The sequence below is a fragment of the Mammaliicoccus lentus genome (genome assembly GCF_002902755.1).
GTDB classification, from domain to species: Bacteria; Bacillota; Bacilli; order Staphylococcales; family Staphylococcaceae; genus Mammaliicoccus; species Mammaliicoccus lentus.
In genome coordinates, this window is the sequence record NZ_PPRS01000022.1 from 24,695 (window position 1) to 47,061 (window position 22,367).

Annotated in this window: 19 protein-coding genes; 5 read left to right on the forward strand and 14 right to left on the reverse strand. The window is 32.5% G+C overall.

Annotation, left to right across the window (positions count from 1 at the left end; all coding sequences use genetic code 11):
• Positions 1–61: 61 nt before the first annotated feature.
• Positions 62–2,476, reverse strand: coding sequence for a DNA topoisomerase IV subunit A (gene parC, locus CD135_RS07565; protein WP_016999582.1), 2,415 nt, complete (start codon positions 2,474–2,476; stop codon positions 62–64).
• Positions 2,476–4,476 carry a DNA topoisomerase IV subunit B gene (gene parE / locus CD135_RS07570; protein ID WP_064204987.1) on the reverse strand — a complete coding sequence of 667 codons (2,001 nt, stop codon included), beginning with the start codon at positions 4,474–4,476 and terminating at the stop codon, positions 2,476–2,478. Before parE ends, parC begins: the two co-directional genes overlap by 1 nt.
• A 200-nt stretch (positions 4,477–4,676) precedes the next feature.
• Here parE and plsY point away from each other — a divergent pair, with 200 nt between their 5' ends.
• Positions 4,677–5,255 (forward strand): glycerol-3-phosphate 1-O-acyltransferase PlsY, encoded by a 579-nt coding sequence (plsY, locus tag CD135_RS07575; RefSeq protein ID WP_103269151.1) that lies wholly within the window; start codon positions 4,677–4,679, stop codon positions 5,253–5,255.
• 13 nt (positions 5,256–5,268) lie between these two features.
• Positions 5,269–5,568, forward strand: a complete 300-nt coding sequence (locus tag CD135_RS07580) for a HesB/YadR/YfhF family protein (protein ID WP_016999585.1) — start codon at positions 5,269–5,271, stop codon at positions 5,566–5,568.
• A 55-nt stretch (positions 5,569–5,623) separates the two neighbouring features.
• On the opposite strand, the gene menI is transcribed toward CD135_RS07580, so the two are convergent.
• From menI to CD135_RS07595, 3 genes are all read right to left on the reverse strand, one after another.
• Positions 5,624–6,070, reverse strand: coding sequence for a 1,4-dihydroxy-2-naphthoyl-CoA hydrolase MenI (gene menI, locus CD135_RS07585; RefSeq protein WP_016999586.1), 447 nt, complete (start codon positions 6,068–6,070; stop codon positions 5,624–5,626).
• A gap of 100 nt (positions 6,071–6,170) precedes the next feature.
• Positions 6,171–8,876, reverse strand: coding sequence for an aconitate hydratase AcnA (gene acnA, locus CD135_RS07590; RefSeq protein WP_103269152.1), 2,706 nt, complete (start codon positions 8,874–8,876; stop codon positions 6,171–6,173).
• A 294-nt stretch (positions 8,877–9,170) separates the two neighbouring features.
• A complete protein-coding gene (locus CD135_RS07595) occupies positions 9,171–10,796 on the reverse strand; it encodes a BCCT family transporter (RefSeq protein ID WP_103269153.1) in 1,626 nt (541 codons plus the stop codon).
• A 195-nt stretch (positions 10,797–10,991) separates the two neighbouring features.
• Between CD135_RS07595 and mscL the strand changes: the two genes are divergently transcribed.
• On the forward strand, positions 10,992–11,351 hold the full coding sequence (gene mscL, locus CD135_RS07600) for a large conductance mechanosensitive channel protein MscL (RefSeq protein ID WP_016999589.1): 360 nt from the start codon (positions 10,992–10,994) through the stop codon (positions 11,349–11,351).
• 336 nt (positions 11,352–11,687) lie between these two features.
• Here mscL and CD135_RS07605 read toward each other — a convergent pair whose 3' ends face one another.
• From CD135_RS07605 to sbcD, 3 genes are all read right to left on the reverse strand, one after another.
• Entirely contained in the window at positions 11,688–12,308 is a 621-nt protein-coding gene (locus CD135_RS07605) for an SCO family protein (protein WP_016999590.1), read from the reverse strand.
• Positions 12,309–12,405: 97 nt separating this feature from the next.
• Positions 12,406–15,429 carry an exonuclease subunit SbcC gene (sbcC, locus tag CD135_RS07610; RefSeq protein WP_103269154.1) on the reverse strand — a complete coding sequence of 1,008 codons (3,024 nt, stop codon included), beginning with the start codon at positions 15,427–15,429 and terminating at the stop codon, positions 12,406–12,408.
• Complete coding sequence (gene sbcD / locus CD135_RS07615; RefSeq protein ID WP_103269155.1) at positions 15,429–16,556, reverse strand: exonuclease subunit SbcD; 1,128 nt, start codon at positions 16,554–16,556, stop codon at positions 15,429–15,431. The genes sbcC and sbcD overlap by 1 nt, the downstream gene beginning before the upstream one ends.
• 69 nt (positions 16,557–16,625) lie before the next feature.
• Between sbcD and CD135_RS07620 the strand changes: the two genes are divergently transcribed.
• Positions 16,626–17,138: a DUF2621 family protein gene (locus tag CD135_RS07620; RefSeq protein WP_276330058.1), complete on the forward strand. Its 513-nt coding sequence runs from the start codon at positions 16,626–16,628 to the stop codon at positions 17,136–17,138.
• Positions 17,139–17,156: 18 nt separating this feature from the next.
• On the opposite strand, the gene CD135_RS07625 is transcribed toward CD135_RS07620, so the two are convergent.
• From CD135_RS07625 to sosA, 6 genes are all read right to left on the reverse strand, one after another.
• Complete coding sequence (locus CD135_RS07625) at positions 17,157–17,630, reverse strand: CcdC family protein (protein ID WP_103269157.1); 474 nt, start codon at positions 17,628–17,630, stop codon at positions 17,157–17,159.
• Positions 17,631–17,664: 34 nt separating this feature from the next.
• Entirely contained in the window at positions 17,665–18,351 is a 687-nt protein-coding gene (locus CD135_RS07630; protein ID WP_016999595.1) for a cytochrome c biogenesis CcdA family protein, read from the reverse strand.
• Between the two features lie 182 nt (positions 18,352–18,533).
• Entirely contained in the window at positions 18,534–18,764 is a 231-nt protein-coding gene (locus CD135_RS07635; protein ID WP_016999596.1) for a YneF family protein, read from the reverse strand.
• A gap of 204 nt (positions 18,765–18,968) precedes the next feature.
• The gene (tkt, locus tag CD135_RS07640; protein WP_103269158.1) at positions 18,969–20,957 is read right to left on the reverse strand and encodes a transketolase; all 1,989 of its coding nucleotides are present in this window, start codon (positions 20,955–20,957) and stop codon (positions 18,969–18,971) included.
• Positions 20,958–21,040: 83 nt separating this feature from the next.
• Complete coding sequence (locus tag CD135_RS07645; protein WP_016999598.1) at positions 21,041–21,277, reverse strand: DUF896 domain-containing protein; 237 nt, start codon at positions 21,275–21,277, stop codon at positions 21,041–21,043.
• 79 nt (positions 21,278–21,356) lie between these two features.
• A complete protein-coding gene (sosA, locus tag CD135_RS07650; RefSeq protein WP_016999599.1) occupies positions 21,357–21,587 on the reverse strand; it encodes a DNA damage-induced cell division inhibitor SosA in 231 nt (76 codons plus the stop codon).
• Between the two features lie 143 nt (positions 21,588–21,730).
• Between sosA and lexA the strand changes: the two genes are divergently transcribed.
• On the forward strand, positions 21,731–22,351 hold the full coding sequence (gene lexA, locus CD135_RS07655) for a transcriptional repressor LexA (protein ID WP_016999600.1): 621 nt from the start codon (positions 21,731–21,733) through the stop codon (positions 22,349–22,351).
• Positions 22,352–22,367: the final 16 nt, after the last annotated feature.

Consider the following 22,367-nt stretch of genomic DNA (forward strand, 5'->3'; position numbering starts at 1 on the left):
ATTAGTCTAATAAATCATTATCATGATTTTACCATGACAATTAGTATATGACTATATTTTTTTATTCAAGTGCTTTTTCATCGAAGTATGCATCTATGACTTGACCAAACTCACTTTCATCAACAATAAATCTACCATTTGTATATCTTTCGCTGTAATTAAAGTCTTTAGTGTCTACTTTAATGACGTCTTTTTCAGATAAAATTATACAAGTTTCATTTTCAGAAAGAGTTAAAGCTTTTATAATTTTATGTGATTTTGATTTTAATTCTTTTAATATCATTAAACCACGTTGAGATCTTTTCGCGGGAACAAATTGGTCTGCTTTCATATGTTTTACTGAACCACGATCTGTGACAATGAATACTGATTTGTTACTTGGTAAAGTTTCTGTCATGACCACATTATCATTATCTTTTAAGTTAATGGATTTAACACCAGCAGCTTTTAATCCTATGTCTGATAGTTCATCTGTATCATATGTTAAGCTCATACCTTTTTCAGTTATCACTGTTAAAAGTTCATCTTCTGTTATTTTCAATACTGAAATAACTTCATCATCATCTTTTAGTTTCATTGCAACTAACGGTCTTGTAATTCTAGATGCTTTAAATTTATCATTTGTCGATTTCTTAATCATGCCGTTTTTTGTAGCAATAATATAATTAGATTCTGGTTTGAAATCAGTTTCAAAGAATATATCTATAATTCTTTCGTCATCACCGATAGGAATCATCTGTGAAACATGTTTACCTAATTCTTTCCACTTTAAATCGGCTATTTCATGTACAGGAATGAATAAATAATGACCTTTCGAAGTAAAAGCAATTAGCGTATCTTGTGTGTTTACTTTTTGATGTTTTAACAAATAATCTCCATCTTTTAAGCCAACTTCTTCAACACCACTTGCTTGATAGCTTCTATTTGAAGTTCTTTTAACATATCCATCGCGTGTCATAGAAACAATCGTTTCTTCACTTGGTACAAGAATTTCTTTTTCAATTTTAATTTCAGAGATTTTTTCTTCTATGTCTGTTTTTCTTTCATCACTAAATTCTTTTTTCACAGATCTTAATTCTGATTTAATCACTTTTAACAATGAACTTTCATTATTTAAAATATCTTTCAGACGCTCTATTGTTTTCTTTAATTCATCGAATTCTTCTTCTAGAGATACAATATCTGTATTTGTTAAACGATATAATTGTAGCATTACGATTGCTTCTGCTTGTTCTTCAGTAAATTTATATTTTGCAATTAAGTTTTCTTTAGCATCACGTTTATTGTTAGAAGCTCTAATTGTTTCTATTACCTCATCAAGTATAGATAAAGCTTTTATCAAACCTTCAACGATATGCATACGCTTTTCAGCTTGAGAGAGTTCATATTGAGAACGTTTAGTAACAACTTCTTTTTGATGTTCAATATAGCTCTCTAAAATCTCTTTAAGTCCTAATAACTCTGGTCTTCTCTTATTAATTGCAACCATATTGAAATGATATAAAACTTGTAGATCAGTATTTTTATATAAATAATTTAGAACGCCTTCACTATTTATATCTTTTTTAAGCTCAATTGCTATTCTTAAACCTTCTCTATCAGTTTCATCACGAACTTCAACGATGCCTTCTATTTTTTTGTCAGCTCGTAGTTCATCAATTTTTTTAACTAAACTACCTTTGTTCACTTCAAAAGGAACTTCTGAAACGATAATTTGTTCTCTTCCGCCACGTATTTGTTCTATTTCTACTTTACTTCTTACAACTATTTTACCTTTACCAGTTTTGTAAGCCTTTTTAATACCATCTAAACCTTGAATAATACCACCGGTAGGGAAATCAGGTCCTTTAATAAATTTAATAAGTTCATCTATTGTTGTAGTAGGTTTATCTATTAATTTTAGTGTCGCATCAATAACTTCACCTAAATTATGTGGTGGAATATCAGTCGCATAACCCGCAGAAATACCAGTAGAACCATTTACTAATAAATTCGGATATCTCGCTGGTAAAACCATAGGCTCCATTGCTGTATCATCAAAGTTTTGAACATGTTCTACTGTTTCTTTATCTATATCTTGAAGCAGTATTTCTGCTAATTTACTAAGTTTAGCCTCTGTATAACGCATTGCTGCTGGAGGATCATTATCGATACTACCATTGTTACCATGCATTTCAATCAATACATGTCTTAGTTTCCAATCTTGGCTCATACGAACCATTGCATCATATACCGATGAGTCACCATGAGGGTGGTAATTACCGATTACGTTACCTACTGTTTTCGCACTTTTTCTAAAGTTTCGCTCATAAGTGTTACCATCTTTGTACATTGCAAATAAAATTCTCCGTTGTACTGGCTTCAAACCATCACGTACATCAGGAAGTGCTCGGTCTTGGATAATATATTTACTATACCGACCGAATCTATCCCCTATAACATCTTCTAAAGGAAGGTTTTGTATTTGTTCAACCATTAATTAACTTCCCCCTCTGTTTCTATTTCATCATCAAGCAGCTGAATATCATCACTTTCAAGTATGCTTTGATCTTCTTGCATACCAAATTGGACGTGTCTTTCAATCCATTCTCTACGCGGCTCAACTTTGTCACCCATTAATGTTGTCACACGTCTTTGTGAACGTACTTCGTCATCTATGCTTACTCTAATTAATGTTCTTGTTTCTGGATCCATAGTTGTTTCCCATAGTTGGTCAGCATTCATTTCACCTAAACCTTTATATCTTTGCAGTGTGAAACCTTTACCGAGCTTTTTCATTAATACTTCTAAATCTTCATCTGTCCATGCATATTCAACTTGTTTCTTTTTACCTTTACCTTTTTCTACTTTATATAAAGGTGGTAATGCAATATACACGCGACCTGCTTCTAATAAAGGTCTCATATATTTAAAGAAGAATGTTAAAAGTAATACTTGAATGTGAGCACCATCTGTATCGGCATCTGTCATGATGATAACTTTTTTGTAATTACTGTCTTCTAAACTAAAGTCAGCACCTACACCCGCACCAATAGTATGAATAATCGTATTGATTTCTTCATTTTTAAATATATCTTCAAGTTTAGCTTTTTCAGTATTAATAACTTTACCTCTTAAAGGTAAGATCGCTTGGAATTTACGATCTCTTCCTAATTTAGCTGAACCACCTGCAGAGTCACCCTCTACTAAGTATAGTTCATTTTTCTCAGTATTTTTACTTTGAGCAGGCGTTAGCTTACCTGAGAGCAACGTTTCTTTCCTTTTATTCTTCTTACCATTTCTCGCTTCTTCTCTAGCTTTACGTGCAGCTTCACGCGCTTGAGATGCTTTTACAGCTTTCTTTAATAATGACTTAGATAATTGTCCTTTCTCTTCTAAATAGAAAGGTAATTGATCAGATATTACTGAATCTACGGCAGCTCTTGCTTCAGTCGTACCTAATTTAGATTTAGTTTGTCCTTCAAATTGTAGTAAATCCTCTGGAATACGCACTGAAATAATAGCTGTTAAACCTTCACGAATATCGCTACCATCTAAGTTTTTATCTTTTGCTTTTAATTCTCCAATTTTTCGAGCATATTCATTAAATACTCTTGTAAAAGAAGCTTTTAGTGCCGTTTCATGTGTTCCACCATCTTTAGTACGAACATTATTCACAAAACTTAAAATAGTTTCTGAATACTGATCGTTAAACTGAAAACTAATATCCACTTCAATTTGATTAGAAGTGCCAGTAAACATTGCAACATCATGTAGCACATCTTTGCCTTCATTCAAATATTTAACAAACTCTTTAATACCATCTTCATAATGATAAAAAACTTCATTAGGCTCTTCGCCTCTTAAGTCTTTTATTTTAATTTTGAGCGCTTTTAATAGAAACGCAGATTCTTGTAGTCTTTCACACAATGTTTCAAAATTATAATGAGTAGAATTTTTAAATATTGTTGGATCTGGTTTGAAATGTACAGTTGTTCCAGTTTTTCTCGTCTTCCCCTTTTTCTCTAATGTTGTAACTGGTCTACCGCCTTTTTCAAATCTTTGTTTATACGTATGGCCTTCTCTGTGAATCGTTACTTCTAACCATTCACTAAGTGCGTTCACTACAGATGCACCTACACCATGTAATCCACCTGATGTCTTATAGCCTCCTTGGCCAAATTTACCACCAGCGTGTAAAACTGTGAAAATAACTTCAGGTGTTGGTTTGCCGGTTTTGTGCAATCCTGTTGGCATACCTCTACCGTTATCAGAAACAGAAATACTATTATCTTTATGTATTGTTACTTCTATTTCAGTACCATACCCATTTAAAATTTCGTCAACAGAGTTATCTACAATTTCATAAACTAAATGGTGAAGTCCGCGAACATCTGTTGAACCGATGTACATACCAGGTCTTTTTCTAACAGCTTCAAGACCTTCGAGTACTTGAATTGAATCTTCACCATATTGAACTTTTGCTTGTTTATTCAATATTTCTCCTCCTACAAACGTACGTTCGTTTTTTTACTATACATTAGTTATTTTGTTATAAATCTCCGGAAAATGCAAGTCCTATCGCTAATAGTAGTACAATTTCACTTTATATCTTATGGTAAAATCATATTTTAAATAGTAACCTATTTCTAGTTATGGTAAACTATTAGTACCTGCTAACAAAGGAGTGTTTTATAATGACATTTGTTGTTATTATACTTAGCTACTTGATTGGATGTTTCCCAAGTGGCCTCGTGTTAGGTAAATTATTTTATAAAAAAGATATCAGAAATTTTGGAAGTGGCAATTTAGGTGCTACTAATACTTTTAGAGTATTAGGTAAAAAAGCTGGATTTATCGTAATGTTTTTAGATATTTTCAAGGGATTCATTGTAGTTTTCTTCCCAATATGGTTTAATTTAGATATTCCTAGTATTTTTATAGGAATGTGTGCCGTTGTCGGTCACGTATTCCCAGTGTTCTTGAAATTCCGTGGTGGTAAAGCAGTAGCAACAAGTGCTGGTGCAGTATTGGGTGTTCATCCGATATTACTCATCGTGCTTGCAATTATATTCTTTGCTATATTATTCCTAACTAAATATGTATCATTATCTAGTATGGTTGCAGCGACGTTTTGTGTTATAGGTGCAATTATAATAGGCGATATACCATTTTTAGTTATTTCAATCGCGATATTCATCATATTATTTGTAAGACATCGATCAAATATCGTGCGCATATTTAAAGGGGATGAACCAAAAATCAAATGGATGTAAAGGAGAATGCACTATGAATTTAGAAATTACAGATAAAGCAGTTGAATGGTTTAAAAATGAATTAGAATTCAATGAAGACCAAGCGTTAAGAATATTCGTGCGTTATGGCGGTGAATTTCAACTCAAGCAAGGTTTTTCACCTGCATTCACTGTAGAACCTTTAAATTCATCTGAAGTTGGGTTTAAAGACGAAAAAGATAACCTTCCATTCTTTATTGACGAAAAAGATTTATGGTACTTTGAAGATAATGATTTACTTATCGATTTAAATGATAACGAAGAAATTAAATACGAAGCTAAAACTTCAAAATAAACTATAAAACAAGCAGATAAACGTCGCTTTAAGGCGATTTATCTGCTTTTATTTTTTATAATTTTCGATCAATACCTTGTTCTGTTTCTTCTTTAATTTTTAAGTAAGCTTCATGCCATTCTGGGAAGCTTTTATCTAATCTAATTGGTCTATTTGTACCTTTTTTCAAACAAACATGCGTTGTTGAACCTGTACTCACAATTTCCCCATCTTCATTCAATATTTCGTATGAATAAATTGACCTAATTGGTGAATAATGCGATATCCACGTTTTAATGATAACTCTCTCAGGATATGTAATAGATTTTTTATATTTAATATTTAAATCGACTACTGGTGAGATGATACCTGCCTCTTCCATATCTGCATAGCTGAAGCCAGCTTTGTAAATATAATCTGTACGTGCAACTTCTAACCAAATTGCGTAATTTGCATGATATACGACGCCCATTTTGTCTGTTTCTGCATAACGTACATCTATTGGTGTTTCACTATAAATCATTTTGTATAATCCCTCTTTCTAAATCGCTATCCCTAATATCATAACATATATAAAACGAGTCTGAGACATAAATGAATGTCTCAGACTCGTTTTTCTGAGTTTAAGCTAATTTATTTCTTAATACCATTTGTAGAATACCACCGTGTCTATAGTAGTCAATTTCTACTTCTGAGTCGAAACGAGCTAACGCTTCAAATTCAGTGACTTTACCGTCTTCATCAGTAGCTGTTACTTTCAGGATATCACGAGGTTTTACACCTTCGTGTAAGTCTACTGAAATAGATTCTCTACCAGTTAAACCTAAGCTATCAGCTGATTCGCCTTCTTTAAATTGTAATGGTAATACACCCATCATAACTAAGTTTGAACGGTGAATACGTTCATAACTTTGAGCGATAACTGTTTTAACGCCTAGTAAGTTAGTACCTTTAGCAGCCCAGTCACGTGATGAACCCATACCATAGTCGTTTCCTGCTAACACACATAAGCCGATACCATTCTCTTGATATTTCATTGAAGCATCATAGATAGGCATGATTTCTTCTGTTGGCCAATATGTTGTAAAGCCACCTTCAGTACCTGGAGCTAATTGGTTCTTGATACGAATGTTAGCAAATGTACCTCTCATCATTACTTCGTGGTTACCACGACGAGAACCGTATGAGTTGAAGTCTCTAATTGCTACACCATGATCTTGAAGGTATTTACCTGCTGGTGTATCTTTACCGATTGCACCTGCTGGAGAAATATGGTCAGTTGTTACTGAATCACCAAATTTAGCCATAACCCTTAAATCTTTTAGAGGTTTAATATCAGCTGGTACAGTTGATAAACCTTCGAAGAATGTTGGGTTTTGGATATATGTTGATTCTGGATCGAAATCATACAATGGTTGATCTGTTGTTTCAATTTGATTCCATACTTCGTTTGATTCAAATACTGTTTTATATTCTTCACGGAATAATTCAGGTGTTACAACTGAAAGTACAGTATCTCTTACTTCTTCAATTGATGGCCAGATTTCTTCTAAGTAAACATCTTTACTATCTTTATCTTTACCGATTGGATCATGTTGTAAATCGATATTCACAGTACCTGCTAAAGCATAAGCTACTACTAATTGTGGTGATGCTAAGTAGTTTGCTTTAACTAACGGATGAATACGTCCTTCGAAGTTACGGTTACCAGATAATACTGAAGTAACAAGTAAATCTTCATCTGCAATTGCTTTTTCAATTTCAGGTAATAAAGGACCAGAGTTACCGATACAAGTCGTACAACCGTAACCAACTAGATTAAATCCTAATTCGTTTAGATAATCTTGTAAACCAGCATCTCTTAAGTATCCAGTAACTACTTTTGAACCTGGAGCTAGAGATGTCTTAACGTATGGAGGAACTTTTAACCCTTTTTCGATTGCTTTTTTAGCAACAAGTCCAGCACCTAACATTACGTATGGGTTTGAAGTGTTTGTACAAGAAGTGATAGCAGCAATAGCTAAATCACCAGTTGTCATAGTAGTCTTCGTACCATCATCTAGTTCGATATCTACAGTTTTATCAAATTCAGATTCATCAAAGCCGTGACCTTGGTTACCTGCTGGAGCAGTTACTGAATCTACGAATGATTTTTTCATATCGCTTAATTTAATTAAGTCTTGAGGACGTTTAGGTCCTGATAATGAAGCTTCAACTGTAGCTAAGTCTAAGTCAACAACATCAGTATATGTTGGATCAACTTTTTCAGCTTTGAAGAACATATTATTTTCTTTTAAGTATTTTTCTACTACTTGAACTTGTTCTTCTGTACGGCCAGTCAAACGTAAATAGCTTAGAGATTCTTCATCTACTGGGAAGAAACCACAAGTCGCACCATATTCAGGCGCCATGTTTGCGATAGTAGCTCTATCTGCTAGTGGTAATTTTTCTACACCAGGACCAAAGAATTCAACGAATTTACCTACAACGCCTTTTTTACGTAACTCTTCAGTAACACGTAATGCTAAGTCAGTTGCAGTTGTTCCTTGTGGAAGTTCGTTCGTTAATTTAACACCTATAACGTCAGGTACCGGGAAGTAAGATGGTTGACCAAGCATACCAGCTTCAGCTTCAATACCACCAACACCCCAACCTAGAACACCTATACCATTGATCATAGTTGTATGAGAGTCAGTACCAACTAAAGTATCTGGGTAAGTCACTAATTCATTTTCTTCTTCTCTAATGTGCACGACGCTTGCTAAGTACTCCAAGTTTACTTGGTGAACAATACCTGTTGCAGGTGGTACAGCACGATAGTTATCGAACGATTTAGTAGCCCAATGTAAGAATTGGTAACGTTCAATGTTACGTTCAAATTCTAATTTCATGTTCATTTCTAAAGAAGATGGTAAAGCGTAACTATCTACTTGAACTGAGTGGTCAATAACTAAATCAACAGGAACTTCTGGATTAATTTTAGATACATCTCCACCTACATCATCCATTGCTTTACGTAAAGAAGCTAAATCTACAACTGCTGGAACACCAGTGAAATCTTGAAGGATTACACGTGATGGTTTGAATGGTACTTCAGCATCTGCATCATTTGATTTACCCCATTTAGCTAAATTCATAATGTGTTCTTCTTTAATAACATGTCCGTCATACTGTCTTAAAACTGATTCTAATAATACGCGGATAGAATATGGTAAATTATCAACATTAGTAAGACCTAATTCATCTAATGTATTTAAGCTGTAGAACGTATAATTTTTACCGTTCAATTCAAAAGACTTTTTAGCTTGTTCTTTTAAACTTGAGCTCATTTTTTGTTCCCCCTTTAATTTGTACATCAAAATGATTCATATACAATTGTATAATCAAAACTTAGGTAAAACAACACTTTCACCCTAAAAATCATTATATTTACCATTCAAGTTTTTGATACGCAACCATAAGTTTTACTTATGCATAATAGTTTATACATAAAAATTAGTTATTAAATGAGAATGATTATCAACTCTTTACGAAATTTATTTTAGAAATAATATAATTTTTATAATAAAAAAACACCTATCAAATAATCACTAATGTGAAATTTGATAGGCGTTTTTAATTGATTAGTCTTCTAATTCTCTTTCTAATCTTCTTTGTTCTTTTAACTCTTGTTCGTATTCACGTTTTGATTTTTCAACGTATTCTTTCATACGATGTTTATTTGGTGTAATAGATAAACCAAGGTATTTACGTTCTTGGTTAGCATCTTTGTAAAACGCTATAATCATCATAATTATGATGAAACTAAATGGAAACGCGGATATTATGGCGGCTGATTGCAATGCGCCTAACCCAGTGTCACCACCAGAGAATAGCAACACAAATGCGATTAATGATTGAGCTACACCCCAAACAATTTTAATTCTACCAGCTGGCTCTAATGAACCATAAGTTGTTTGCATACCTAAAACGAATGTAGCTGAATCGGCTGAAGTAATAAAGAATATACAAATTAATGCCAAGGAAACAAGCGACAAAAGCATGCCCATAGGCAATTCATTAAATACTCCAAACAATTGTGTTTCAGTTGTCATTTTAAATATTTCAGGTGTTTTCTTACCAACTTCAATACCTGTAACTCCAAATACACTGAACCAAATGAAGCTGACGATTGTTGGTACTAACATAACGCCTAAAATAAATTCACGAATTGAACGTCCACGAGATACACGTGCTATGAATATACCTACGAATGGACTCCAACTCATCCACCAGCCCCAATAATAAAGTGTCCAATCATTTAACCACGCACTCTTTTGCTCATTTAATGGTGCAATATCGAAACCATTAAATAAGAAACTATCAAATAGAGCTCCAGTTGATGATGTAAACATATTTAAAATTAAAATAGTAGGACCGATAATTAAAGTAACAATAAGTAATATACTTGCTAAAATAAGGTTTAAATTACTTAAATATTGAATACCTTTACTTAGACCACTCCATGCACTTGCAAGGAATAAGACAGTTACAATAATGATGATAACACCTTGCACTACGATATTGTTTGGAACACCGAATAAGTATTCTAAACCACCATTAATTTGTAAAGCACCCATACCTAGTGAAACAGCAACCCCTACTACTGTAGCGAATACTGATAACACATCTATAAATGTTCCGATTGGCCCATCTACTTTGTCACCTAATAAAGGTCTAAGCGTTTTAGATAATAGACCTGGCTCACCTTTTCTAAACTGAGCATAAGCTAACGCTAATGCTACTACTCCATAAATTGCCCATGCATGAAAGCCCCAATGTAAAAATGTAGATCTCATTGATTCTGTCATTGCAGCTTTACTTTCCGGACTAGCTGTTGGTGGTGAGATAAAGTGTGACATAGGTTCAGCAGCACCATAGAATACTAAACCGATACCCATACCAGCACTAAATAACATAGTAAACCATGAAATTGTATTAAATTCAGGTTTATCTTGTGGTTTACCTAATTTCAGTTTACCTATTGGGCTAAAAATAATAAATACACAGAAAAATACCATCAATATAGTAATAATCATATAATACCAACCAAAGTATTTAGATATCCAAGCACTGATATCAGCAGTTATACCGCCAAATTGAGTTGGAAAAATAGCACCGAGTGCTACGATAATTCCTACTACTATTGCACTAAATGTAAACACATTTGATATTTTTCTACCATTTGGATATTTATGTACGTTCGACATCGCACTACTCCTTTCAAATACAAACTCATAATTGTTTATTCCCGTTTAAATTATTTTTAACCTAATAAATTTAAAAAATAATTTTAACAAAACAGCAACTTCAATACTTTACCAAATATCAAGTTTTAAATCAAATTCACTATTTCAATTTTTGCGTGTTTAAGGTATTATTATGACGACGAGGAGGTGTTTAATATGTCATTATTAAAAGAATTTAAAGATTTTGCTTTACAAGGTAATGTTTTAGATTTAGCAATCGCCGTTGTTATTGGTGCAGCCTTTAACAAAATTGTTACATCTTTAGTAGAGAACGTAATCATGCCATTAATTGGTCTTATTTTTGGTGAAGTAGACTTTGCTGAAAAATGGTCATTAATGGGTATTAAGTACGGTTTATTTATTCAATCGATTATTGATTTTATAATCGTGGCATTCGCTTTATTCATCTTTATTAAAATTGCAAATACTGTTATGAGAAAAGGTGAAGAAGAGGAAGAAATCGACGAACAAACTGTATTACTTACAGAAATTCGCGACGCTTTACGTGAAAAGTAAGTTTTACATATACCATTTGAGGCTGAGACCATTTTTATTGTGTCTCAGCCTCTTCTTTATTTCCTTTTCTTACAAAACGTGTCAATAACACTACTCTTGTTGTCACTTCTCTTCAAACGTGTCAATAACGCTATCCTTGTTGTCAGTTCTCTCAAAACGTGTCAATAACGCTATCCTTGTTGTCAGTTCTCTCAAAACGTGTCAATAACACTACTCTTGTTGTCACTTCTCTCAAAACGTGTCAATAACGTTATCCTTCAATTTATAGATTCCAAAAATAAAAACCCCTAAATCTTAATATTACTAACGATTTAGGGGTTTATTTAAATATGAACTTTAATCTTCAATTGGGCCTTCTTCAACTAATGTCTTAACATCAGCTACGATTTCTGATTTAGGGAATTTCTTATCCCCAGCATCTTGACCACTATATGTTTTAATAATTTTTCCATTCTGATCAACTAAATAGAAACTTGTACCGTGTGTTACTTGGTTACTACCTTTTGGTGGCGGCGCTACAATTGATTTAAAATTATCTTCTGCATATTGCTTAATAAATTTAAAGTCATAATTCGTTACTAGGGTCCATTTTCCATCAGGTACATTATATTGTTTAATATAATCTTTTAATTTTTTAGGTGTATCGTTATCAGGATCTACACTAAAACTGATTACGCCATAATCTTTCACACCATCTTTTTCTAATTGGTCAATTACTGTACTCATATTATATGTCATTGGTGGACAAACTGTTTCACAATCAGTAAATATAAAATCGGCTATGTATACTTTACCTTTCATATCTTTTTGTGAAAATTTATCGCCATTTTGATCAGTGACGTTAAAAGATTGCAATTTGTTGCCATACTGACTCTCGGGTTCTATTGCATTGTTACTACAAGCACTAACTATCAAAATTATGGTAGCGAGTAAGCCAATAAATATTCCCTTTTTCATCTAAACACTCCCAAAATTTGCTATTAATTAAAATATATCAAATTAAATTTACAACTTAAACACATATTTTCATTAATTTATGTCTTTGCTGTGTCTTTTAGTTAACCGTAAAAGAGGTTGTGCTTAAAAATCCATTTTTATTTACATTTAAAATGGTTGGGATTCTAGTTTTTAATTCTGAAACGTGGGAAATGATGCCTACTAACCTTCCAGACATTTGTATATTGACGAGTGTATCCAGCGCTGTTTCTAATGTTTCTGCATCTAACGTTCCAAATCCTTCATCTATAAACATTGATTCTAAGTGCACAGCACCCGCTTCTTGCTGCACTATATTAGATAATCCTATTGCTAAAGATAGTGACGCTTGGAACGTTTCTCCACCTGATAACGACGTTATATGTCTCGTTCTATTAGAAAATCTATCGAACACTTCTATTTCTAATCCGCTTAACCCCATAGACTTTTCTTTTTTACGTACAAGTTGATAACGATTGTTGGTCATTTTAACAAATTGTTGATTTGCGCTATCTAATATATGGTTTAAATAGTAAATGAGTACGTAGTTTTCTAATGACAATTTCTCACTATTCTTACCGTTCATCACTCTAGATAGTTCAATCATTTCTTCTTGTTCTTGTAAATCTCGTTCTATTTTGGCTATTATCTTTTGAATAGCGTCTCGTTTGTCTTTATTTTGATCAACTTTTAATTGTAATTGTGTGTTTAATTTCGTCATTTCTGCTTCTAATTCTTTAGCAGCATTTAATTGAGAAATGATGTCTTCTAAATTTGGTACATCACAATCTTTAACTTTTTCAGTTAATTCTTTTACATCCGCTTCTAACTTAATATATTTCTTATCAAATTCTGTTACTTCAACTTCATACTCATCAATTTTATTCACACTTAATATAAGTTTATCTAATTGTTCGTATGACTCTATTTGTTGCTTATCCATTTCACTTTCTAAATATGACTTAATAGATGCTACTTGTTCTTCAAGCATTTGCCTTCTTTCGCTAATAGAACTTAGTTTGTTCTCTATTTGATACAACTTCTCTTTATATTCATTTACTCGAGACTGTAATGTTTCTAATTCTTGATCATAACTTTTAATTTCATTTTCAAACGATTTAAATTGTTTACTAAAGTCTTCTATAGATTCAAATTGAGTTTCTTTATTAAAATAATCCATGTTATGTTCATAATTCTTGATTTCATTTTGAATACTATTACTATTTATTTCATCTTGAGATAACTCTTTTTCTAAATCGTGCATTTCTTGTTTCATTTTTTGGCTACGTTGTCTACTATCTCTCAAGTCCGCAATTTCTTTTTGTATTTTTTCTAAATCATCGTTTACAGATTGTATTTTATCCGAAACTGATTCAATATCATTTAATTTCTTAAGCTGTGATTCTGTATTGTTTTGTCTTTCCTTATATACGACAATATCATTAGAAATTTTTTGATGCATTAGTTTAATTTCATGCTGTTCTTCTTTTTCTTTTCTTAATGAATCAAAATCTATATCACCGTTTAAGTTCTCTATGTTGGAACCACATATAGGACAAGCATCACCTTCATGCACATGCTTTTGAATTTTCAGTATTTCATCTTCTACTGTTAACACTTCAAATGCATCTGACTCTTTCATACTTTGTTCAATATTCTTTTGTTGTTGTTCTAACTCAACTAGTTTTGATTTAATTTCTTTCTGAGTTGAAATTAGTGTTTCCTTTTCTTGAAATTGATTTTGTATATTTTCTAATTGCTGTAATTCAAGTTTTAAAGATTCTTGCTGTTTTAATTTATTTTGTTCTGCTTCATCATCTGCATTTATATTTTTTAAAGATTCTTGCATTGTTGTAATCGAATTTGTCTTCTGAGTTATCTCTTTTTTTAACTTCTCTAGTTGTTTTTTCGCTTCAGGTAAATGTTCTTTACTATCATAATACTGTTCTATGCTTGTATAGATATGATTTGTCTTATTAATAAATGCTCTTTGCTTATTAATGTCCTCTTGGCTTTCAAGCTTTTTACTTAACTTGTTGTTATAAAATTCAAATTGACTGTGAACTTCTTGCTTTTCAGTTTTTAATTCTTCGTGTTGCTTCTCAGTTTCTTTCTTGTTAATTTGTTTCTCTTTTAACTGATTATACTGATGCGTAATATTTTGTACTGTTTTTAAATAACTTAATTGTTCTCTTAAGTTATTAATATGCTCAACTTGTTCGTTAAGCATATTTAACTCATGTTGTTTTTCTTGTAATGTATCAAAGTTTTGTTTAATGATCTTCTTTTCTTCATATTTCTTTTCTAAATTTTTAACAATTGTTTCTTGTTCTTTTAATTCTTTCAACTGATAGTCTAATTTTTCTTTACCTATTTCTTCATACTGTACTAATGCATTTTCCACTTTCTTATAGCGATGGCCTTCTATATCTTTTAGTTCTTTTAATGTTTCATGATCGAAGTCATGTAAATCAGATAAGCATTGAGAAATTTGCTGATAATGACTTTCTATTAAAGCAATTTCTTTCTTCATCTCTTCTCCTAATTGTTCTTGCAATGCTTCGAAACGATCACTATCAAATAATGTTCTTAAGATACTTCTCTTCTCTGTACTATTTGAAATTAAAAATTGCTTAAACTCCCCTTGAGGTAATATTAAAATTTGTCTAAATTGTTTAACGTTCATATGCAATATATCATTCAAATATTGATTACTTTCATTTATCGTACTCGTCTGTAAAGACCATTCGCCGTCTACTTCTTTATACACTTCCACAGTAGAATTTGTTGGATTCTTATTTCCTTCTTTTATATATTTAATTGTTCTAACCACTAAATATGATTCATTTTTAATTTTAAATTCAAATTGCACTTTACTCGGTAATTTAGGATCTGCAAAGTGACTTCTTAAATCCACTTTATCTCTTGATTGGGTCGATGTCTCTCCATACAAAGCATATACCATAGCATCAAATATCATCGTTTTCCCAGAACCTGTTTTACCACTTATTAAAAAGAGTTGAGATTTTGATAAATGGTTAAACTCTATCGTTTCATTAATAAACGGTCCAAAGTATTGCATGTTTAAAGTAAGGGGTCTCATTATTCATCAACTCCTTTATTGATTGCTTTTTCAAGTAATTGAACAACCTTTTCTTCTTTAATACCAGATAACTCCTCATCTGTTACATGACTATAAAATGACTTTATGATTTCTATATCACTTAAAGCATGAACATCTAATTGAATTTCATCTTCTTTCACTTCATAATCTTGTCTAGATATTTGTAATGTATTTGGATATATAGCACGTATCTTCATAAGTGGATCCGTTACATGATCCATATTCGTCAATTTAAAATGAAAATAGTCTTCCTGATTTTGAATTGTAATATTTTCATGTATAACATCTTCATAAGACGCTTGAACAACATGAAAAGAACGTTTAGGTGTTAGTGGTATAAAGTTTTGCTCAAAACTACTCTCGCTATATTCAAACAACCTATAGCCTTTAGCTTGGTTCTGTTCAGAGAATGAATATTGCATTAACGAGCCTGAATAAAATATATAATCTGATTGAATGGCAAATGGATGATGCAAATGTCCTAGCATAACAGTATCAAAAGACTTAAAAGTTTGAGCGCTAACTGTTTCAATCGTCCCTATTGATAGTGGTCTTTCAGAATCACTTGATTCTCCTCCAGCTACGAATAAATGTCCTACGAGTATATTCGTTTTACTGTCATCCATCACTTCTTCCATATGTTTAACGATATAATCAGTAGCTTCTTGGTGTGTATGTATGTCTTTATTGCCAAATGCTTGCCTTATATCAGCAGGCGTGAAATACGGCATAACGTATATATGGATATCATTCATTTCCACTGGTTTAAACATGTCATGATAATCTGTCATAATCTTTAATCCTGACTTAGCAAACCATTTTTCACCGTAATTCAATCTTTCTTTCCCATCATGGTTACCACTTATAGCGATTATTGGCGTATTTAATTCTAAATTAATCTTAGATAACGCATCTTCCAACACGACCATTGCATCTTTACTTGGATAATGTAAATCATATAAATCCCCACTTATGATTACAACATCCGGTTTATGTTCTTTTACTGCTTCGTATAATTGTTCTAATACATATTTTTGGTCTTCTAATAATGACTGGCCGTTTATAGTTTTCCCTATATGCCAATCAGCTGTATGTAAAATTTTCATATTCTATCACCTTTCAAAATATTTGTTAGACAGGTTTATTTGCTTCATTTATACTAGTCATAAGGAGTGATTTCATTGAGTAACGTATTTATATTCTTTATTATCTTATGGTGCATAGTTTTTATTTCGTTACTTGCTATTGGCGGATTCTTTATGTTTCGAAAATTCTTAAAGCGCATGCCTAAAGATGATGGCATGAGTGAACTCGATTGGCAAGATTACTATATCCACAAAGCCTTGCCTTTATGGAATGATGAAGCAAGATCATTATTAAACGAATTAGTGTCTCCAGTACCAGATCTTTTTAGAGACGTTGCTAAAGAGAAAATCGGTGGACGTGTATCTAAAATCGCGCTAGAAGAACATGCTACTTCGATTGAACTCGATCATATCATGAGGGGATATATCGTTGCTACACCTAAACGAGATCACAAATTTATGAAGAAAAAGCTAACAGAACTTAATATCGATTATACACCATATTTGCCATTGTTCGAATTAGCAGACGATGAAAAAAACAAGTTTTCCATATTTGATCATGCAGAAGAAATTTCAAATGCAAAAACAACGCACACTCAATAAATGAGTAGTGCGTTGTTTTTATTTTACAACACTTATTTGATTACGTAATTTCTTATATTTAAAGTACATAGATATTCTCCAAGGAACAATCATACTAAATGCCAATAAGAAAAACATACCAGCTAATTGGCCCGGATCGATTGAATCACTCAATACAAACTTGCCTACAGTTCTTATAATCAATAAAAAAATAAGAATTACTGGAAATAATTTTGAACGTTTCATATATATTTCAGAACGTTTAATTTCAAAGTTGGATGTGAATATGAGAAATAATGAAAAGAAAAGACCTACAATGATCGATTCAATTATTTCAGCACCTGTTAGTCTGAAATAAGGCACTACGTACATAAGTGCTCCAGTAGCCATAAAAAATGGTGGTAATATAATCTTTCTAGTATTTGTTGGATAATTTTGTGCTTTCATTCTTACAACTATAACGGCTAAGCTCATTAAAGCTGCTATAAATACTGAAAAAAGCAAATACATGATTAAAACCCCTTTAAGTTCTATATATCATTTGTGTTTATTCCAAACCCAAAGATTGGAAAAATATTGTTATGTCAGTTAATAAATCAAAGAACAATAAAATTCCCATAATTATCATAATTATACCACCAAACTTCATGATAGCAACATTGTACTTCCTAATTATTTGTAATTTTGTTATAAAGAAAGTTAATACGAAAAATGGAATGCTAAATCCAAGTACATACAGTAGCATATATAACATCGCTTGGGATGAATTTGTTGCTGCTAACGTTCCAATCGCAGCTATAATCGGCCCGTTACACGGCGTCCACCCAGCTGCAAAAGCCATACCAATTAAAAACGTACCAATAAAACCTGAAGGCTTTGCTTTAAAATTAATTTTTCTATCTTTCATTAAAAATTGTGGCTGGAATACACCTAAAATGATTAATCCAAACACAATAATGATGATTGCTCCTACTTGTCTTATTAATGTTTGATAATTTATAAACAAGCCAGATATGTATCCTATGCCCATACCTAAAATCATATAGATTAAACTAAATCCTAACAAAAAGATAATAGTATGTAATATTGCATTACGACTTAGCCCTTTATTTTTTAAATCATCGTAACTCATACCTGTAATGTATGACACAAAAGCAGGATATATAGGTAGAACGCAAGGAGAAACAAAACTTAATATACCTGCACCAAAAGCAACAAAAACTGTTAATTCCATTATATCCCCCCTCACTATTATTTCCATTTTATCAAATTTATGCGTCATTAAAACGATTTATTTTGAACAATAAGTGAAAAGTTATTAAAACTAAGGTTTAATTATACTAAGTTTAACAAATAAAAAGGGACCACATCACTTTCAAGAAGTGTCGCAATCCCTTTAACATCAATGTATATAAACTACTTGATTTTTTGATCCATGTTTTTGTTCATCATTGTCATCATTTGGTTTATTTTCTTTTGAGATGGTTTTTGACCCATTTGCATCATCATCATTCGTAACATTTCCTCATTGATAGGTGGATTCTTTTTCAAGTAATCCATCATATATTTACGCGCAAGGAAGAATCCTAGAGCAATCCCACCGATTAATGCCACGATGATTAATAGTATTGCTAACCATGTTGCCATTATTTCACCCACTTTCTGTATCCTCTAAAAGTTTACTAAATTAAAAAGATTTTATCAAGATGAAACTTAATGTTTCAAAATTAAAAAGGGAGCGGGACAGAAATCTCATTTTGCTAAAAAGATTTCACAGCCCACCCCGGCAAAGATGACTAGGAATAAAACAGTCCAAGACATTTATATATGTCTCGGACTGTTCAGTTTAAATTAGAAACTTAATACTGTGTTTAATACGTTTTCTTTAGTGAAACCGTATTTTTCAACTACTAAGTCTCCAGGCGCACTAGCACCGAATCTATCAATACTAATTACTTTACCTTCTATGCCAACATATTTGTGCCAACCTAATGATGATGCCATTTCGATTGCAACACGTTTTCTTAATGTTGGAGGTAAAACAGTAGCTTTATATTCAGGGTCTTGTTGATCAAATGCATGCCAGTTTGGTAATGATACAACTTGAACGCCTTTACCTTGAGCTTCAATATCTTTAGCTGCATCTACTGCTAGAGATACTTCAGAACCAGAAGCTAATAATAGATATTCAGGTTCTATTTCAGAACGGTAAACAATATATCCACCTTTACGAACGCCTTCTTCTACTTCAGCTTCTTTAACATCTAAAGCTTTTAAGTTTTGACGCGTTAATACTAATGCTGTAGGTGTTGATTTAGATTCTAAAGCAATTTTCCAAGCAACTCTTGTTTCATTTCCATCTGCTGGACGAATAACATTTAAGTTTGGAATAGCTCTTAAACCTGATAATTGTTCAACTGGTTCATGTGTAGGACCATCTTCCCCAACAGCAATTGAATCATGCGTAAATACAAATGTTGAAGGAACACCCATGATAGCTGATAGACGAAGTGCTGGTTTTAAGTAGTCACTGAATACGAAGAATGTCGCACCATAAGGTTTAACACCGCCATGCGCTGCCATACCATTTACTGCTGCTGCCATACCGAATTCACGAACACCAAACCAAATGTTACGTCCTTCTGGTGTTTCATCATTAAAGTCTGGCTCATCTTTAACGTTTGATTTGTTAGATGACGCTAAATCTGCTGAACCACCAAAGAATGCTGGTACAGATTTACTTAATGCTTGAATGATATCACCTGAATCAGCACGTGTAGCACTACTGTTTCCAGCTTCATATACAGGTAAGTCTTTAGCATAGTCTTCTGGAAGTTCATTAGAAATTGCTTGTTTGAATGCTTCGCCTAATTCTGGGTTAGCTTTAGCATACTCTTCAACTAATTCATTCCATTTTGTTTCATGCTCATTTGCACGAGTTAACATTGTATTGCTGAAAATATCATATACTTCTTGAGGTACGTTGAAACGTTTAGATGGATCTAAACCGTATGCTTTCAATGCCAATTCACGTTCTTCTTCACCAAGTGGCGCACCGTGAGCACCGTTTGTACCTGCTTTGTTAGGAGCTCCGTAACCGATTACAGTTTTTACTTCAATTAACGTAGGACCTTCTAATGATTTAGACTCAGTTATAGCTTTATCAATAGCTTCTAAGTCATTACCGTCTTCAACTAAGATGTAACTCCAACCGTAAGATTCGAATCTATTTTTAACATTTTCTGAGAAAGCTTTATCTAAATCACCATCTAATGAAATATCGTTAGAGTCGTATAAAGTGATTAATTTATCAAGGTTTAAATGACCTGCTAATGAAGCTGCCTCGTGAGAGATACCCTCCATTAAGTCACCATCACTAGCTAAAACATATGTGTAGTGATCAACAACTTCATAATTATCTTGGTTGAATTTGCCTGCTAAGTGTTTTTCAGCCATAGCCATACCAACACTCATTGCAAATCCTTGTCCAAGAGGTCCAGTTGTAACTTCTACACCATCTGTATGATTAAACTCTGGGTGTCCAGGTGTTTTTGAATCCCATTGTCTAAAGTTTTTTACTTCTTCAAGTTCTAAGCTACCAGAAAGATGTAATAAACTATATAGTAACGCTGAACCGTGACCTGCAGATAATACAAAGCGGTCTCTATTAAAATAGTTTTTTGATTGTGGATTAAAGTTTAAATGCTTTGTCCATAAAGTATATGCCATTGGTGCAGCACCCATTGGTAATCCAGGATGTCCTGAGTTAGCTGCTTCGATAGCATCGATACTTAATGCACGGATTGAATCTACTGCTAGTTGATCTTTTTCATTAAACATATATTATAGTCTCCTTTATTCTGTTATCCATTATCATTATACATCATAATATTCGGAATATTAATTATTATTACTCATTTTAACTAATTTCTTATATTATTTTTCTTTTGGATTTCTTTTAATTTTTCAGGTGTTACATCTTTACCTTCTGGATCGATAACTTTTGTGCTTTCAATCGTATCTTTAAAGTTACCTCTAAAAGCTTGTAAATATTCTGCACGAAGTTTTGTTTGTTCTTTTGCTTCTTGTTCAGAAAGTCCACTTGTTTTCTTTTTATTTGCTAGCTCATTAATTCTTTCAATCTTTTCTTTACTTAACATTTTATCACCACTTTCCATTTAATTAAAAGATAACAAAAAAAACGAGCAAATCCAAATGGATTTGCTCATATTTTAACGATTAATCTATCGAACCTACCATAGCTTTAGATTTACTTATATGATTTGGTTCTGCATCTATATTATTTGGTTGTTGGTTATCTTGTTGTTTGATTTTGTGATCAGTCATTTCGTACGTCTGTTCTGTTGAATAAACAGCATTAGACTGAGCTAAGTATAAATATCCTATTAATAGAGTCATCAAGAACACTGCTAAATATACTAAAACTGTCTTCTTAATTGTTACTGTCATAACTACTTCCTCCTAGAACGTTTGTTTGTATTTTTATATTAACAGAACAACTGTTCGTAGTCAATGAAAATACGAACAAATGTTTGTTCGAAGGAAACGTATGTGCTATAATAAATTTAAATCAATATTAGGAGCGTGCGACTATGAAAGAATTAACTAAACGTCAATCTGAAATATATCAATTCATTAAACATATAGTACAAACAAAAGGTTATCCGCCTAGTGTTCGTGAAATTGGTTTAGCTGTCGGACTTGCTTCAAGTTCCACTGTACATGGCCATTTATCTAGATTAGAAGAAAAGGGATATATTAAACGTGACCCTACTAAACCTCGTGCAATCGAGATTACCGAGACTGTAGGAGAGAACATTAACCAAGAGAACACCATTCATGTTCCGGTCATAGGTAAAGTAACTGCTGGTATACCTATTACAGCAGTTGAGAACGTTGAAGAATATTTCCCGCTACCTGCTCACTTTACATCAACACATAATAGCAATATCTTTATATTAGATGTTATTGGGGACAGTATGATAGAAGCAGGTATTCTTGATGGAGATAAAGTAATCGTGCGAAGCCAAACAATTGCTGAGAATGGGGATATCATCGTCGCGATGACTGAAGATGATGAAGCTACCGTTAAACGCTTCTACAAAGAAGAATCACGTTATAGACTTCAACCTGAGAACAGTACAATGGAACCAATTTACTTAGACAATGTAAGTGTCTTAGGTAAAGTAGTAGGATTGTTTAGAGAAATGTAAAAAAGCTGTGATGCAC